The following is a 15,830-nucleotide window of genomic DNA, read 5'->3' on the forward strand; positions in this document are numbered from 1 at the left end:
GAGCCCCTCGTCAATACCTTACCCTCGGGTCTATCACCGCGTAGAGCACGTCCACCACGAGGTTGACCGAGGTGTAGATGAAGGCTACTAGGAGCACGGACGCGGTCAGGGACATGTAGTCGAAGTTCTCTATAGCCTGGAGCATGTAGAGCCCGAGCCCGGGCAGGCCGAATATCGTCTCGGTTATCGGGGCGCCGGCCAGCAGCCCGCCGAACTGGAGCCCCAGCACGGTGACTATCGGGGAGAGCGAGTTGCGGAGCACGTGCAGGTACACCCTCCTCCTGGGGAACCCGCGGGCCTCCATGAAGTCCACGTAGTCCCTGCTATACGCGTCGAGGAAGCTGTTCCGGACAAGCCTTGTTATCACGCCTATACCAGGGTAGGCTAGCATGAACGCTGGCAGCCAGAGCCTCTTCAGCATCAGCCCCAGGTAGTGGGGGTCGAGCTTCAGCAGCGCGTCCACGAGGGGCACGCCCGTGATACGGTAGCTGGGCGTCGGCATACCCGCCAGGGTCACGAGCCCGTGGGGGTACAGGACGAATATCATCAAGTAGGCCAGCCAGAAGATCGGCGTAGAGAGCCCGACCAGGGCCAGGCCCCGGATAACCATGTCGACCGCGGTGTCCCTCTTAATCGCCGCCAACACCCCCAGGGGAACACCAATAACAACTATCAGCACGAAGGCTAGGAGCGTGAGGGGCAGAGTGACCGTGAGGAACCGGTCCGTGATCTCGCTCCACACGTTGTTGTGGGTCACAGGGCTCACGGGGTTGCCGAAGAACAAGTTCTTCATGAAGTAGTAGTACTGGATGTACCAGGGGTCGTTCAGATGGTACTCCCGGATAAGCCTCTCCACGACCTCCGGCGAGGCCTTCTGCCCGCCCGCCCACAGCCTCGCAGGGTTAGCCGGTATAACAGCAGCTATAATGTAGACGAGGAGAGTCACCCCTATAATGGTGGGCACGAAGGTTAGGAACCTACGCGCGATGAACCTCCTTAGGTCCGCCACAAGAGCCCACCCTGAGGCTCTTCCTCCAGCCCCCGGGGGCTTCCAGGCCCACTGGCCGCCGCGTCGGCTGCCCCCCGAGCGGGGCCCCGGATAACTCTTTGCGGGAAGCTTATCCCACGCGCTATGCTTTGAAGACCCAGTGGAACCTCATGATAGCTTTTATAAACACTGCTGATGCGGCCTAGGGCTAACCCAGATAGTGTACTAAAACAATGCCCGAACACTTGGCAGCCCTATGCCCACGGGAGAGGTGCACCTGGCATGGCGTCCGGGAAGACCCTAGGCGCTATAGGCGTGTTAATCATAATCCTGGCCATAATAGCTGCCTACGTGTCCCTCCACAAGGGCGGAGGACCGGTAGCAACTACAACCACCACGGCCGCCACGACCACAGCCGCCTCGACCTCCCCGGCAACGCAGGCTCCCGGGACCACCACGACCCGCACCGCTACAGCCAGCCCAACGGCCACCGCCACCCAGACAGCGAAGCCTGCTCAGCTGCCCAAGGGAGTCCACGTGATAGAGACGAGCAAGGCCGTGGTGGTAGTGGCTCCCAAGGGGGTCAGCATACCCCAAATAGAGACCCACGGTAAGAAGCTAGTGGTAGTGAGGTACGTTGTAGACGAGAAGCACACCAAGCCCATAAACGAGTCGGTAGCCTTCACAACCATAGACCCCGCCTTCTACAGGAACACAACCATAGACGCGCTGATAATCGCTGCCAGGAGGGAGACCAACCCCGAGATACGCGAGATACTCTACGAGGCAATCTACAAGCTGAGCAACTACGAGGTCCCCATACTCTGGCTGGGCCAGTATAAGCAGGTACGCGTCCAGTGGAGCTGGCTCCACGGCCGCTACTACCACCCGATCCTCGCCGAGCGCTACGACCTCCTCTGGGAGGACAAGAACGCCCCCAGCGTGGACCTTGGGCTGGGAGGCTACAAGAACGATCCCAGCACCTACGTGATAGTCACCATAGGCTGGCCTGACACCTTCGACCCCGCCGCCGACTACGAGACCTTCGGCTGGGCGATATGGCACAACATAGGCGACACCCTGGTAACCTACTGGAAGAACGAGACCAAGGAGGTGAGCCCCGACCTAGCGGTGGCCTGGGCCCACAGCGAGGACGGCACCGTGTGGTACTTCGTGATAAGGGGCGGCGTGAAGGCCTACGACCCCTGGGACAAGAAGACCTACAATATAACCGCTGTCGATGCGCTGTTCAGCATATGGCGCATAGCCAGGCTGGGCCTAGACCCCAGCTGGATGATAACCGAGTTCGTCGACGTTAACAACTCCAAGGTGCTGACCGAGCAGGAGTTCAACCAGCTCCTGCAGAAGGGCGGCATCTACGCCGAGTACCACGGGAAGACCGTGGAGCCGAAGAGCCTGGACGAGCTGCTAAAGTTCTTCGGCTACAGCGGCGGGACCGCCGGCGTAGTCATGCTGAAGCTGAAGCAGCCCTACGGCGCTATACTAAGCATACTCGCCGACCCCTTCGCCAGCGTCGTGCCCATGAAGTACTTCTTCGACAACATTGACCAGCTGAAGGGCAAGTACGAGGAGGCGCTCAAGGCCAGCAACTACGGCAAGAACCCCGCCGCCTGGGCAGCCTACGTGAAGCCCGGCGAGCAGGACCCGACCCACCTGCTGCTCCACAAGAAGCCCGTCGGCACCGGCCCCTACTACGTGAAGGAGTACAAGGAGAACAGCTACATAGTGCTCGAGTACAACCCCTACTACTGGAACAAGACCCTCTGGACAATGAAGCCCTACGGCGAGAACGGCGTCCCCAGCCACAAGACAGTGATCTACCTGATAAACAATGACGCGGTCTCCAGGATAGAGATACTGAAGTCCGGCCAGGCCGACACCGGCGCGATACCGCTCGACAGGCTCAAGGACGTGAAGGACTACCAGATGGAGGGCACCAGCTTCAGGATACAGGTGGAGGAGGGCGGCATAGAGCCCACGATAATCTACATAGTGCTGAACACTATGAAGCCTCCGTTCAACAACAGGCTGGTAAGGCAGGCGCTGATATACATGATACCCTTCGAGCAGATAAGCAGCGCTGTGTACGCTGGCTACCTGGTGCCGCTGTACGGCGTGCTACCCGCCGGGTTCCCCGGGCACAACGACGACATAGTGATCAAGTACCACTTCGACCCCGCTAAGGCCACGGAGCTGATAAGGAAGAGCGGCATCAACCCATCCGAGTACACGATAGAGATATGGTACAACACTGGTAACAGCCAGCGCGAGAAGATAGCGTCGATACTCCAGCAGACCTGGGGCCAGCTGGGCTTCAGGGTGACCGTGAAGGCGTTGAACTGGCCAACCCTGCTGAGTAAGACCGAGAAGGGCGACTTCGACGTCTACATCATAGGCTGGGCGCCCGACTACCTGGACCCCGACGACTACGCCGGCCCACTGCTCTACGGCGGCACCAAGTTCAGCGAGATAACAGTCACAGTGAAGTAACCGGCCAACCCTGTGAACCCGTAGTCTTTTTCCCCTCTCCCCGTCTCCACCGGGCCCCTTCTCGCGGGCCCCGGCGCGTCCCCCCGGGTTCTACGCTCCCTACGCGGTGTCCACCGGCACGGGCACGCTCCTCCCGGCCACCCGGGCCATCTCCACCCTAACCCCGAACACCTCCTCCAGCAGCCCCGGCTCCAGCACCTCTCCCGGCCCCCCGGCGGCCACCACCCGGCCCCGGTGGAGCACTGCCACCCGGTCGGCGTAGAGCCCGGCTAGCACCATGTCGTGGGTCGCGGCCACCACGATGCGTCCCCTTCTCGCCTCCTCTACGAGCAGCTTGTAGGTGAGCAGTCTCCCGCGCAGGTCGAGGAAGCTAGTGGGCTCGTCGGCGAGCAGCGCCCGGGCGCCCCTGGCGAGAGCGTGGGCTAGGAGGGCCCGCTGCCTCTCGCCGCTGCTCAGCGCCGCAAGCCTCCTCGCCGCGAGCCCCGCAGCCTCCACCCTGGCAAGCTGCCTCCTAGCCTCCGCGAGGTCTCTCTCCGAGGGGCCCAGGGCCAGGCTCCGGCGGAGCGGGTAGCGGCTGGCGGCGACGAACTCCTCGACGCTCTGCCCGAGCCCCGGCGCCTCCAGGAAGGCCGGGATGTAGGCTAGCCGCCTGGCCCTCTCCCTCGGGGGGAGCCGGTGGACCTCCACCCCGTCGAGGAGGACGCGGCCCCTGCTGGGCTCCAGCAGCCCTGCCACCGTCTTGAGGAGCGTGGTCTTCCCGGCCCCGTTGGGCCCAAGCACCACGGTGACCAGCCCGGGCCTGGCCTCAAGGCTCACCCCGTCCAGGATGGTGGCGCCGCCCAGCTCCACGCGGATATCGAGGGCCCTCAGCCCCTCAGCCTCCTCCATGCCTCACCTAGCCCTCCTCCAGGCCGCCGCGGAGGAGCATGTAGGCGAGGAAGGCGCCCCCCACGCTGCTGGTTATCAGCCCGGCGGGCACCTCGCCGAGGCCCATGGCCAGGGCGAGCAGCCTACCCGCCAGGTCGGCGGACAACGCCGTAGCCGCGCCCAGGAGCAGGGAGCCCGGGATGCTGCGGCTCGGGTGGCCGCCGGCCAGCAGCCTTGCAGCGTTAGGGGCTACGAGGCCAACAAAGCCTATGAGCCCGGCGGCGTAGACGCACACGGAGGTCAGCGCCGCGGCCGCGAGGCTCGCCGCCAGCCTCACCCGGGCCGGGCTATAGCCCATGGCCGCGGCGGCCTCGTCGCCGTAGGAGACCGCGTCGAGGCCCCTCGCCAGAGCCGCCCCCAGTAGGGCCGCGGCCGCGGCCGCCCCCAGCGCTGTGTAGACGTCCCCCGGGACCGCGTAGGCGAAGCTGCCGAGGAGCACCATGGCGGCGGGCATGCCCAGCCTCGCCTCTGCCAGCATGACGAGCATGCTCGAGAGCCCCGAGAGCAGGCTCGAGACCGCCAGGCCGGCGAGCACCAGCCCGGCCCGGGTGAAGCCCAGCCGGGCTGCGAGCCCGGCGGAGGCCAGGTAGGCGGCGAACCCGCCCAGGGTTCCGGCGAGGAGAGGCAGGCCGGGCAGGGGCGCCCCGTCCCAGGCGAGCAAGACGAGCACGGAGGCCAGCAGCGCCCCGGGCGAGACGCCCAGTATGCTCGGGCTGGCCAGAGGGTTGGAGACGCTGTACTGCATCAGCGCCCCGGCAGCCCCCAGGGCGGCGCCAACCCCTAGGGCTAGGAGGCTGCGGAGAAGCCGGAGCCGGAGGATCAGCCCCCAGCCGCCCGGATCGAGCGGGTTGTAGACCCCGGCGGGCCCGACTGAGAGCGAGGCCAGGAAGAGCAGCGCCAGGGCCGCGCCGAGCCAGGGAAAAACACGCGGGCTCCCCATGGGAGGCGCCCCGGTCCCCCTTAGCCGCTCTGGCCTAGGCAGTGGTAGCTCTCGGCGAGGCCTGCCGGGGCCTCCACCTTGTCGGGGTGGAGCAAGTGGGCTAGCAGGTAGGCGGCGTCAACCACTCCAGGGCTTGGGCGGTTTAGACGGTTTGCCGCCTCGCCGTAGAGCACGCAGACGTGGCCCTCCCTGAAGGCCCTCGCGTTCTTCAGCGGCGTGGACTCGAACAGCGCTATGGTGCGGTTGTAGTCGGCGGGGGACATACCCGTCACCACTATGTAGTCGGGGTTCTTGGAGAGTATCTCCTCGTAGCCGACCATCTGCCACCCGTGGAGGCTGTGGAACACGTTCGTGCCGCCTGCAAGGTTTACCAGCGTGTCCTGGAATGTGCCGCCGCCGGCCACCCAGGCGCCGTTCTTCTGCAGGTAGACTAGCAGCGCCACGCTGGGCCTGGTCATGTTGGCCAGCGCCTCCTCGAGCCTGGCGACCCGCTCCCGCATCCCCTCTATCACCTTATCGGCTGCCTCGGGGCGGCCGAGCAGGGTGGCCACGGCTCGGAGGTCCCAGTAGATGTCGTTCAGGTCCCTGGCCCGGTCGCAGCGGAGGAAGAACACCCTTATCCCCAGCTGCTCCAGCTGCGGCGCCATCCTCTCCTGGTAGGGTACGCCGCTGCAGGCGAGCACCAGGTCGGGGTGCAGCGCCGCTATCTTCTCCGGGCTGGGGTTCCAGTAGCCGCCCACCACGGTGGCGTTCGACGGCACCCCTTCCACCGTCTTGGAGTAGCTGTCTAGCCCCACTATCCTGCTGCAGAGCCCTAGGCTGCACACATCCTCCGTTATCGAGGGGGCCAGGGTTACTATCCTCTCCGCGGGCTTCTCCAGCACAATACTCCTGCCCAGCGCGTCCACGAGCACTATCCTCGTGGCCGTGGCTGTCACGGTGGCCGTGCTCGTCTCAACGATCGTGTGATTCTCCACCAGGGTCTTTGTCACGGTCTCTGTAGCCGTCACGGTGCTCGGCGGCATGGTCTGCGTCACAGTGGTTGTCACGGTAGTGGCCACCGTCTCCGTGGCTGTCTTGGAGCCGCTCCTGCCAGCTAGGTAGCCGGCTGCTAGGCCCACTAGGAGGAGGACCACTGCCAGGGCCACAGCTGCTCCGGTCCTCAAGGCCTGCCGCCGGAGCACTGGCTGGACCCGGGGTCCAATACTTATGCTTATAGCTGTTGAGCTGGCCTTCCTGAGCCCCGGCGCGGAACCGGCGGCCGGTGGCCCGGCGGTACACGGCCTCCAGCAGGGCCACGGCGGTGTAGACGGTGACCGTGGTGTAGAAGGCGCGTGGGTTGCTCGCCAGCTGGTAGTAGAGGAGGAGGGCCAGCAGGGCCAGCACCACCGCGAGGCTCAGCAGTATGAGCGGCCTGCTCCCCCGGGTCTCGCCGGCGAGCCGGTAGTGGGACACTATGACGGCCATATACACGGCTATGAATGTGGCGCTGCAGACCTCCGCCACCCCGTCCAGGTTGAGCCCGAGGGCGAAGGCGAGGCTCAGGAGCGCGGTTATGTAGAGGCCCTCGGGCTCGCTGAGCCAGCTCCTTCTCTCGAACACTCTGGGCAGCTCCCCCTTCTTGGCGAGCGCGTAGGCTATGTTGGCGCCCCCGTAGAGGCTGGCGTTTATCGCGCTGCTCGTGGAGAGCAGCGCCCCCAGCGAGACCATTGTGAAGCCGAGGCTCCCGAGGAAGGGCCTCGCCGCCTCGGCGAGCGCGTAGTCCCTGGCCCTTGCCAGCTCCTCCACCGGCAGGTTGCCAACGGCGACAACAGCCACGAGCACGTAGACGAGGCTTGCTATCACCAGGCTCAGGTAGATTGCCCGGGGCACGTTGCGCTCGGGGTCCTCTATGTCCTCCGAGGCGTTGGTCACCAGCCCGAACCCGGTGTAGCTGAGGAAGAAGACCGAGGCGGCGTAGAGCGCTCCCCGCAGCCCGCGGGGGCTGAGGTCGGGGGCGAGCAGGCCCGGCTCCACGCTCCAGATGCCGGCGGCTATGAAGAGGCCCAGCACCGCCAGCTTGGCAGCCACTATGGCGCCCTCGGCCCTGCCCACGGTCTTCGAGCCCCTTATGTCGAGCGCGGTGAAGAAGGCTATGGCCAGCGCCTCGGCGAGGCCGGCGGCGAGGCCACCGGGCTCCCGGCCGAGGAGGGCGAGGAGGTAGCCGGCAAACGCCTTGGCGAACATGGATATTGAGAGCACGTAGGTGAGCCAGAGCATGAAGGCCAGGACCCCGGTGGCCAGGCCGTCCCCCAGCCCCCTTATGATGAACTCTATCGGGCCGGCGTTTGAGACGAACCTGGCGCCCAGCTTGGCATAGGAGTAGGCCACGAGGCCGGCCGCGAGAGAGTCGAGGACCAGCGCCAGGGGAAGGTCCCTGCCCGCGACCTCGGCCCCCACGCCGACCAGCGCGAATATGCTAGCCCCTATGATCATGCCGACGGCTATGGCGGTGGCCTCCCAGAGGCTCAGCTTACCGCCTCCAGGCCTCAGCCCATCCCCACCCCCGGCGGCCCGGCCCCCGGGGGCCCGCCGGGGTAAAGACAATAGGCGCCTCGCCAGCCGCCAGCCCGGGGTAGGCGGGAGTGAGGAGATGTAGCAAAGCTGAGGCCCTCCACGGCGTCTCCCCCGGGGGCCGTGGGGGCCTAGGTGTGAAGACCAAGGGGCTGCTGGCCGACCCGCCAATCCCCTCTAGCCCCTGCATGCAGCCTCCCTGGCGGCCCTGGCGTAGCCCCTGTCGCGGCGGGCCAGCTCGGAGTAGATCCTCCTCATCCCCTCGTCCACGGGGAGGAGAACGCCATCCCCGCCGCGGGTGAAGGCGGCGTACCGCGTCTCGCCTAGGGGCTCGAGCCCCTGGAGGCCGCGGGCCAGCGCCAGGGCGTAGGCCTTCTCGGGCACCTCCACTCGGTCCCAGAGGCCGGCCGCCTCGAGCAGCTTCACGGGTATGAGGAGCCAGGCCAGGCTGCGCCACGCCCTGCCCCTCCGCACCCGGGGCCTGGGGATCCTCTCCCTGGCGAGGTGCTGGATCTCCTCCACCTGGTCCCGGGCCTCCACCCTCGCGGGGAGCCGGCAGCCGCCGGCCGGGGCGCCGGAGAGACGCTCAGCCGGCTGGACTAGGAGGACCACCCGGTACCTCTCCTCCAGGCTCGGCCAGAAGTAGGCGTCCATTCCCACCAGCCGGTCGCCGAGCCTGGCGAGGTGGAAGGGTACTAGCACAACCTCCATCCCCAAGGCCGCCGCCTCCTATGAGGCCCTCTCCACGTAGAGCACGAGCCTCACAGTTACGGGGAACTCCTGGCCGGCTATAGGGTACCAGTAGCCCGCCACGTAGTTTGGCCCCGCCACGTCCTTGTAGACCACCACCGGGCTGGCGGCCCACATGGGGTGCCGGCCCGTCGAGTTCAAGACCTCGATCATGGCGTAGACGAGCCTGTAGCCGCCGGGCACGTCTATCCTATAGTCCACCCGGTATAGGCCGGTGCTGGGGCTTGTCACGGATAGCGTTAGGTTCGCGTCACCCGCCTCCAGGGTCCTGCTGTACCCGTCCTGGGCGGGGAGCCTAGCAACTATCGCCCCCATCAGGCTGCATAGGGGGGCTACGGGCGCCACAGCCTCCACGCCGCTGCGCGCCACAATCTTGGCGTACACCGGGTTGACCAGGCTGGTGTTCTCGAGGGGTAGCACGATCAGGGCGGTGAAGCCCCCGGGCGGGATACTCATGCCCCCCGTTATGTTGTAGACCACCGCAGGTATCGCCGAGCCCGTCGAGTCCAGTATGTAGCCGCTAGTCATGTTGTCCAGCTCGGCCGCCGCGAGGCCCGTGTTGCTCAGCGACACCTTTACCCCGTAGCAGTAGCTCCCATTGCCGCTGTAGAGGGGCGCGGCGTCCTCGATACGCAGCTCGGGCAGCAGCGCCGGAGTCCCTAGGGAGCCCGAGACCTGGCCGCTGAGCCAGGTGTAGAGGAGGGCGGCTGCCGCGGCAGCTATGAGTATCAGCAGCACCTCCGCCACCACCGGCGATAAAGCCCTCAACCCGCCGCCCTCCTCTACACACCTAGGCTTCCACCCCGGGGTTAGAGGCTATATACCGCCTAGCCCGGTCCCCCTCGGAGCCAGCCAGGCCCCGGCGGCTCCAGGGGATGCAACCCAGAGCGAGGGGGTCATGGTTGCCGGGGAGCCGTGGAGAGGAGCCAAGGGTGCTAGGCTTCCGGGAGCTGTGCCGCGGCCGCCGCTTCTCCTTCGGCCAGGTAGAGGCCCTGGTTAACGGGCAGAGGAGGCTGTTCGACACGTTCCAGCACCCGGGCGCGGTGGCCGTGGTGGCGGTGGACGAGCGGGGCAGGGTGCTTATGGAGCGCCAGTACCGGCCGAGCGTGGGGGAGTGGCTCTACGAGATCCCCGCCGGCACGCTGGAGCCGGGGGAGGAGCCGGAGGAGACTGCGCGGAGGGAGCTTGTGGAGGAGACCGGCTACGAGCCGGGCTGGCTCAGGCCCCTGGCCAGGTTCTACAGCAGCCCCGGGGTCTCCACAGAGATGCTCTACATCTACGCGGCGGGCGGGCTCAGGGAGGTGGGGGCCAGGCCGGAGGAGGACGAGGTGATAGAGGTCCGCTGGGTCCCGCTGGAGGAGGCGCTGGAGATGATCAAGAGGGGGGAGATAAGGGACTGCAAGACCCTGGCCGGGCTCCTGCTATACAAGTTTCTCCTCGGCTAGCATCCTCCCCAGGCTGCCCTGCACCACCCAGCCCCGGCCCGGGCCGGCGTAGTAGACGAGGCCCTCCTCGCGGAGGAGCCGGAAGAGAGCCTTGTAGCGGCCCATCTGCGCCTCTGCCTCGTACTCGTCGCTCGCCCGGAGCCCCCTCAGCCTCTCGAGGAACTCGCGGAGCCCCTGCCGCGTCAGCACCACGGTCTCCCCGCCCAGGCCGGCCACCACTAGGCCCCTCCTCCGGGCCTCCTCCGGGTCGAAGCCCTCCCGGGCCTCCGGCGGCAGCTCGTGGAGCAGCACGTAGCCCCTGCCCCGGAGCCTCTCGGCCACGGCGCGGAGCCAGGCGGGCTCCTCCCTGGCCCGGCTCCCCTGCGCCTGCCGCAGCGCCTGGGCCACCGCGGCCGATATGGCGCGGGCCAGCTCCTCCACGTCGCGGCGCGTTAGCCCGCCTCCCCGGCGCTCCAGCGCCTCCAGCCTCCTCTCGATGGCCTCCAGCCTCTCCTCTATCCTCTCAAGCCTCTCGAGGAGGGCCTTATCGGCCCCCTCCCCGCAGCCCCCGCCGGCCTCCCTGGCGGCCTCCTCCGCCACGCGGCGGATCAGCTCCTCCACGTCTACCTGCCTGGAGTGGACTGCCGCCCCCAGCTCGCGGAGGTAGTCGTCCAGCCGCCGGTTCCTAGGCATCACCGCTGCCCCTTCCTGCCCCCCGGGAGGCTCTGGGAGGAGGGGTTCTCCCGGCCCCTCTTCCCCCTCTCGCTCGTTGCCGGCCGGGCCTCCCTATAGCTCTGCCTGGGGGTGGCCGAAGCTAATCCCGCCGCCCGGAGGCCGCGGGGAAGAGAGGCTAGAGCCTGGGCTCCAGGACCTCCTTCTCGATGAGGGATATCAGTATCCTCCTGGCCTCCTCGAGGCCGATCCCCATCCTCTCGGCCACTATCTCGGCGGCCTCGCGGAGCAGCAGCTCGCCCCTCCTCCTCCGCTCCAGCGCCACCAGCTTGTAGGCCTCCAGCTCCTCCGGCGAGAGCAGCCCTGCTCCCTCAGCCATCCTCCTCAGCTCCTCCATGTAGCCGTGCAGCCTGGCCACGGCCTCGAACGGGTCCCCGGCCCTGGGGGGCTCCGGGGCCCCGGAGCCCGCCCTCTCCAGCGCCTCGCGGAGCGCCTGCGCCTCCGCCTCCAGCGCGCTGCGCAGCCTCTCAGCCTCCGCCACCGCGTCGGCGTGAACCCTCTTAGCCCTCTCAAGGCTGTCCCGGAGCACCGCCACGGCGCTCTCCACCAGCCCCCTGGCCTCCCTGGCGGCCTCGACCCGGCCCCCGCCCCTCCTCAGCGCCTCCATCGCATTGCTCCTGAGCGCCCTGGCCTGGTCCAGGGCCAGCGCCAGGTCCTCCACCGCCTCCCCGAGCCTCCTCGAGGAGGGGAGCCCGGCCTCCCCGGCCCTGGCCCTGGCCTCCTCGAGGCCGTGGAGCCAGCTCTCCGCCTCGGCGGCCAGCTCCTCCATCGCCTCCAGGCTCTGGAGCAGCCGGTCCACCTGCTCCTCCAGCTCCAGCAGGGGCCGGCGGCCCTCCTCGAGCTGGCGCCGGGCCTCGGCGAGCAGCTGCTCAGCCTCGTCCAGGCCTATCTCGCCGGGCGCCTCCAGGCCCTGCAGCACTATCGCCTGGGGCTCCGGGGCCTCGGCGCCCAGCCTCCGCAGCCTCTCGGCCAGCTCCTCCGCCCTCCTCCGGAGCCCGGCGGTCTCCTCCAGCAGTCTCCGCAGCCTCTCGGCCAGCTCCTCCAGCGCCCTGAGCGTGCTCTGCAGCCACTCGCCCTCCTCTATCCCGCTGGGGGTCAGCTTGGCCAGCCCCAGCTCCTCGAGCCTCCTCGCTACCAGCCAGAGCTTGTAGTTGAAGTGCAGCGCCGGCCCGGTGCCGGAGACGTAGAAGGGGTTCACCCGGCCGGGGTCGCGGGGCCTCCGGCGCCTGGCCTCCTCCCAGAGCCTCCTGGCCTCCTCCTCCAGCTGCGCCTCGCTGATCCTCAGCTCCTCTATCTCCTCCACTGCGTGGACCGCCTCCCTCAGCCTCTCGAGCCCCTCTATCCTCAGCCTCACCTTCCTGCCGGTGAGCCTCTCCAGCAGCCTCTCGGTCTCCCTGCGGGCCTCCTCTATCCTGCCGGCGTACTCCTCCAGCCGCGCCCTCAGCCTCCTCGCCTCCGCGGCGGCGGGCTTCACGTGGCCCCGGAGGATCTCGCCTCTCACGTACTCCGCCGCGTCGAGCACGGTGCGGGCCAGCCGGAGGGACATGAGCAGGTTGCCAGCCTTCAGGGCCTCCTCGGCAGTGGCCAGCAGGCCTCTCATCTTCCTGGCGAACCCCTCGAGGCTTCCAGCCCTGTAGTCCCTCGCCTTCGCGGAGACTATCAGCCCCCAGCTCCTCGCCTCGGGGTCCCCCTCTATCTCCTCGACGAGCTCCCGGGCCTCCCGTATCAGCTGCCACGCTGCCTCCTCGCTGTCGCGGAGCCGGAGCCTGGAGCGCTCGGGGTCAACCCTCCTCTCGGAGGAGGCGGCGACGAGGCCCCGGTAGACGAGGCTCTGGAGCAGCATTCTCCTAGTGCCCGGGTTGCGAGCCTCGACAACCAGCAGCTCCCAAACCCTGGACGCCTGGACCTCCTGGCTCCGGGCGCCCAGCTGCTCCAGGGCCCGGAGCACGCTCCTCTCCACGGGGCTGAGCACGTCCACCCTCGCCGAGCCGTTCGTCTTCTCCAGGAAGCCGTTGGCGGCCAGCAGGAGCATGTACTTCTCCAGGGTCTGGACCTCGCCCCGGTCTATGTCGGGGCTCAGCAGGCCCCGCCCCTCGCCGCCCGGGCCGCGGTAGAGGTGGTACCTCATAACGTACTCGTAGGCGGCGTGCAGCGCCTCCCTGGCGGAGGCCCTCGTGCTCGGGACCACGAGGAAGTAGCGGAGCGCGCCGCTCAGCTCCGTCGGCCTCTCGACGTCGTAGCCCAGCTTCGGGTCCCTCACCAGAAGCGGGGCCCCCTCGACGCCCTCCTCTAGCCCCCGCTCCAGCCTCTCCCTGGGCCTCAGCTCCTCGGCGAGCTCGCGGAGCATGGAGTGGAGGCGGAGGGGGTCCAGCCCGAGCCTCTCGGCGGCCTCCGGGCTCCCCGCGGCCTCCACGGCGGCGTGCAGCGCCTCCTCCAGCCCGCCCGTCTCGGCGGCCAGCTTCACCCCGAGGGCCTGGAGCCTGACGCGGCTAACCATGGACTCTATGGGGGCGTCGACTATCTTCAGGAAGAGCTTGCCCTCGAGGCTTTCGAGCAGCCTCCTGGCCCGCGGCTCCACCCCTCCATGGTGCACCAGCAGCACGGCGTGGGGCCTCCAGCCGCTCATAACGGCAGCCATCACCTGGCTCTCCAGCCTCCTAGCCTCCTCGGCGGTCACCTCGCCCGGCACCGCGTAGACCAGCACCCGGGCCCTCGCGCCCCCCTGGAGCACGGCCTCAGCCCTAGCCACGCCCTCGCCCTGGAGCGCCGGCGGCTCCCTTAGCAGCCCCTCGGCGGCCAGCACAGCGGCGGCGCCGGCGGCGAGGTGGCTGCGGCCGGCCTCGGTGTAGACGCGGCGTATCACCTGCAGCCTCTCGACACGGTCAGCTATGAAGTCCAGGTAGCTCAGCTCGGGGCTCACGTAGAGGAGGCGCTGCAGCCTCGGCGACAGCATGTAGGCCCTGGAGCCGCCGGCGCCCAGGAGCCGGGAGAATAGGGCCTCCCAGAGCAGCTGGGCCAGCCTCTCGGCCTCCGAGCGGCTTAGCTCCAGCGGCGACGCGTCCGCCACCAGGTCCACCGCGGCCCTCTCGTCCGGGGGCACGGCCACGACCAGCCTGCCCGTGGGCTCGGTGTAGACGAGGCTGTCGAGCAGCTGCTCCAGCGGGCTCCCCCCATCCATCCCCGCCAGCTGGGGGAGGAGCTTCACAGCCTCCGGCTCCACCGTGCGGAGAAGCTTGAAGGCATCCTCCACCGCCGGGGTCTCGAGCACTTCGTGGACGAGCCTCTGCACCCCCAGCTCGCGGCGGGGCCAGGACTGCTCGCCGTAGAGGTTCATCTCCCTAACCATCTCCTCAAGGACGCCGGGCCTGGCCCCGAGCGCGGCGGCGAGGTCCTCCACCGGCGCGGCGCCCCTGGCCACGAGCTCCTCGAGCAGCCTCCTGGCGAGCCCCGCGTCGAAGCCCGCCAGCCTCGCCCGGGCCCCCCAGCCCTCAGCCAGCCTCGAGTAGGCCTCGCTGTTGAGGGCCGGCAGCTCGGCGCCGCCGACGCTCAGCGTGAGGCCCTGGAGGGCCTCCAGCAGCTCCCCGGTATCGAGCACGGCCACGCCGTCGCCGCAGTCACCGCGGCCCCGCGCCCAGGAGACTAGGTAGCGGAAGGCCGAGACCAGTGCCCCCATGTTGCCCAGCGTGCCTGATACCACAGCGTGGGCCAGGCTGTGGTCCCTGAGCAGCCCCTCGAGCCCCCTGCCGAGAGTGTAGCGGGCGAGGCTCTCCAGGAAGGCGAAGGCCTCGCGCCTGGTGAGCGGCCTTATCCAGATACTCCTCACTCTCCTCCGGAGCCTCGCGGCCACGGTGGCGAAGTCCCTTAGCCCCATCAGCCTGCTGTAGGCCGGGGGAGTGAGGCTGGCCACCAGGTGGAGGGCGCCCGGCATGCAGCCCTCGCCGCTGCAGCCGGCGGAGACTATCTCCACGTCGCCGTTCAGTATGCCCACGAGCCCTGCCACGAGCTCCGCCAGCTCCTCCTCCCTCGCCGAGGCGACGAGGTCCTCGAGCTCGTCTATGAACACTACGAGCCTACCGCCCCTGGGCACCAGGCCGCGGAGCACCCTCTCCACGTAGCCCCGGAGGCTCTCCGCCCCATCGGGGCCGCCGTAGCGGGGGAGGAGCCCCCTCTGCTCCAGCCCCGCGGCGAGGAGCGCGGCGGCGAGCCGGTAGGCGGGGCCCCTCTCGCTCCTGCCGCGCAGCGAGGAGAGGTGGGCGAGCACCGTGGCGGCCCGGGCCTCGAGGCCCAGCCAGCCCCTCTCCTCCAGCCAGGGCCTGATCCTAGCGTTGTATACGCTTGTCTTCCCCTCCCCCCACTCCGCCACGAGGAGCACGAGGACGGGGTCCTGGCTCTTCTCCATCTCGTTGAGGGCCTCGGCTACCTGCTGGTAGACCCTCTGCCTGCTCGGCAGCGGGGGGAGGTACTCGTCGAGCCTCCTGGCGTCCGTGCCAGTCAGGCTCGGCAGCCTCGCGGGCGGCGGCCCGCAGCGCCTGGCCACAGTCTCCGGAGGCATAGCCGAAACCCGGGTGTAGAGGCATGAGTAACACTCATACAGCGGCACCCCTCGGCTCCCGGCGGCCAGCCCGTAGTACACGGGTAGCACTATGGCCGCGGCGCCGGAGCCTCCTGGGGCCTCTAGCCCTCCTCCTGGAGGGGCGTGGGCCGGTACGGCTCCAGGTCGTAGCGTATAGTGAAGTCCCGGTACTCGCCCCGGTACGGCTCCCAGACCACCACGACCCTCTCAACCCGGGCCGCCGGCGGGCCCCGGTGGGCCCAGCGTATCACCTCCTCAACGGCCTCCCGGGGCCCCTCGACAACAGCCTCCACGCTCCCATCAGGCATGTTCCTGACCCAGCCCGTGACCCCGAGCCTCCGGGCAACCTCCCTCATAGTGGCCCGGAAGAAGACGCCCTGTACCCTGCCGTAGATGCGGAGATAGGCCCTAGCCATCCCGCCGGCCATGGGC

At 68.4% G+C, this 15,830-nt stretch carries 12 protein-coding genes; 2 read left to right on the forward strand and 10 right to left on the reverse strand.

What is annotated here, in order from left to right; all coding sequences use genetic code 11:
* Positions 1-10 precede the first annotated feature (10 nt).
* Positions 11-1,009: an ABC transporter permease gene (locus tag CF15_RS04735; protein ID WP_058370764.1), complete on the reverse strand. Its 999-nt coding sequence runs from the start codon at positions 1,007-1,009 to the stop codon at positions 11-13.
* Between the two features lie 261 nt (positions 1,010-1,270).
* Between CF15_RS04735 and CF15_RS04740 the strand changes: the two genes are divergently transcribed.
* Entirely contained in the window at positions 1,271-3,499 is a 2,229-nt protein-coding gene (locus tag CF15_RS04740; RefSeq protein WP_058370765.1) for an ABC transporter substrate-binding protein, read from the forward strand.
* A 99-nt stretch (positions 3,500-3,598) separates the two neighbouring features.
* Here the strand turns inward: CF15_RS04740 and CF15_RS04745 are convergent, their stop codons facing one another.
* The 6 genes from CF15_RS04745 to CF15_RS04770 are packed head-to-tail and all read right to left on the reverse strand — an operon-like array spanning position 3,599 to position 9,437.
* Positions 3,599-4,387, reverse strand: a complete 789-nt coding sequence (locus CF15_RS04745; RefSeq protein WP_058370766.1) for an ABC transporter ATP-binding protein — start codon at positions 4,385-4,387, stop codon at positions 3,599-3,601.
* A gap of 7 nt (positions 4,388-4,394) precedes the next feature.
* On the reverse strand, positions 4,395-5,366 hold the full coding sequence (locus tag CF15_RS04750) for an iron chelate uptake ABC transporter family permease subunit (RefSeq protein WP_058370767.1): 972 nt from the start codon (positions 5,364-5,366) through the stop codon (positions 4,395-4,397).
* Positions 5,367-5,386: 20 nt separating this feature from the next.
* Complete coding sequence (locus tag CF15_RS04755; protein WP_083494499.1) at positions 5,387-6,391, reverse strand: ABC transporter substrate-binding protein; 1,005 nt, start codon at positions 6,389-6,391, stop codon at positions 5,387-5,389.
* Positions 6,321-8,090 (reverse strand): APC family permease, encoded by a 1,770-nt coding sequence (locus tag CF15_RS04760; RefSeq protein WP_338052274.1) that lies wholly within the window; start codon positions 8,088-8,090, stop codon positions 6,321-6,323. The genes CF15_RS04755 and CF15_RS04760 overlap by 71 nt, the downstream gene beginning before the upstream one ends.
* A gap of 6 nt (positions 8,091-8,096) precedes the next feature.
* Positions 8,097-8,636 carry a hypothetical protein gene (locus CF15_RS04765; protein WP_058370769.1) on the reverse strand — a complete coding sequence of 180 codons (540 nt, stop codon included), beginning with the start codon at positions 8,634-8,636 and terminating at the stop codon, positions 8,097-8,099.
* 12 nt (positions 8,637-8,648) lie between these two features.
* Entirely contained in the window at positions 8,649-9,437 is a 789-nt protein-coding gene (locus CF15_RS04770) for a hypothetical protein (protein ID WP_168371281.1), read from the reverse strand.
* Between the two features lie 134 nt (positions 9,438-9,571).
* Between CF15_RS04770 and CF15_RS09280 the strand changes: the two genes are divergently transcribed.
* On the forward strand, positions 9,572-10,114 hold the full coding sequence (locus CF15_RS09280) for an NUDIX hydrolase (RefSeq protein ID WP_269082809.1): 543 nt from the start codon (positions 9,572-9,574) through the stop codon (positions 10,112-10,114).
* On the opposite strand, the gene CF15_RS04780 is transcribed toward CF15_RS09280, so the two are convergent.
* The 3 genes from CF15_RS04780 to CF15_RS04790 all read right to left on the reverse strand — a co-directional run bounded on the left by CF15_RS04780 (position 10,091) and on the right by CF15_RS04790 (position 15,826).
* On the reverse strand, positions 10,091-10,786 hold the full coding sequence (locus tag CF15_RS04780) for a hypothetical protein (protein ID WP_058370771.1): 696 nt from the start codon (positions 10,784-10,786) through the stop codon (positions 10,091-10,093). The two genes, CF15_RS09280 and CF15_RS04780, sit on opposite strands and share 24 nt — an antisense overlap.
* Before the next feature lie 157 nt (positions 10,787-10,943).
* Complete coding sequence (locus CF15_RS04785) at positions 10,944-15,377, reverse strand: coiled-coil domain-containing protein (protein ID WP_058370772.1); 4,434 nt, start codon at positions 15,375-15,377, stop codon at positions 10,944-10,946.
* A 122-nt stretch (positions 15,378-15,499) separates the two neighbouring features.
* A complete protein-coding gene (locus tag CF15_RS04790) occupies positions 15,500-15,826 on the reverse strand; it encodes an acylphosphatase (RefSeq protein ID WP_058370773.1) in 327 nt (108 codons plus the stop codon).
* Between the last annotated feature and the right edge of the window lie 4 nt (positions 15,827-15,830).

The sequence above is a fragment of the Pyrodictium occultum genome (genome assembly GCF_001462395.1).
GTDB classification, from domain to species: Archaea; Thermoproteota; Thermoprotei_A; order Sulfolobales; family Pyrodictiaceae; genus Pyrodictium; species Pyrodictium occultum.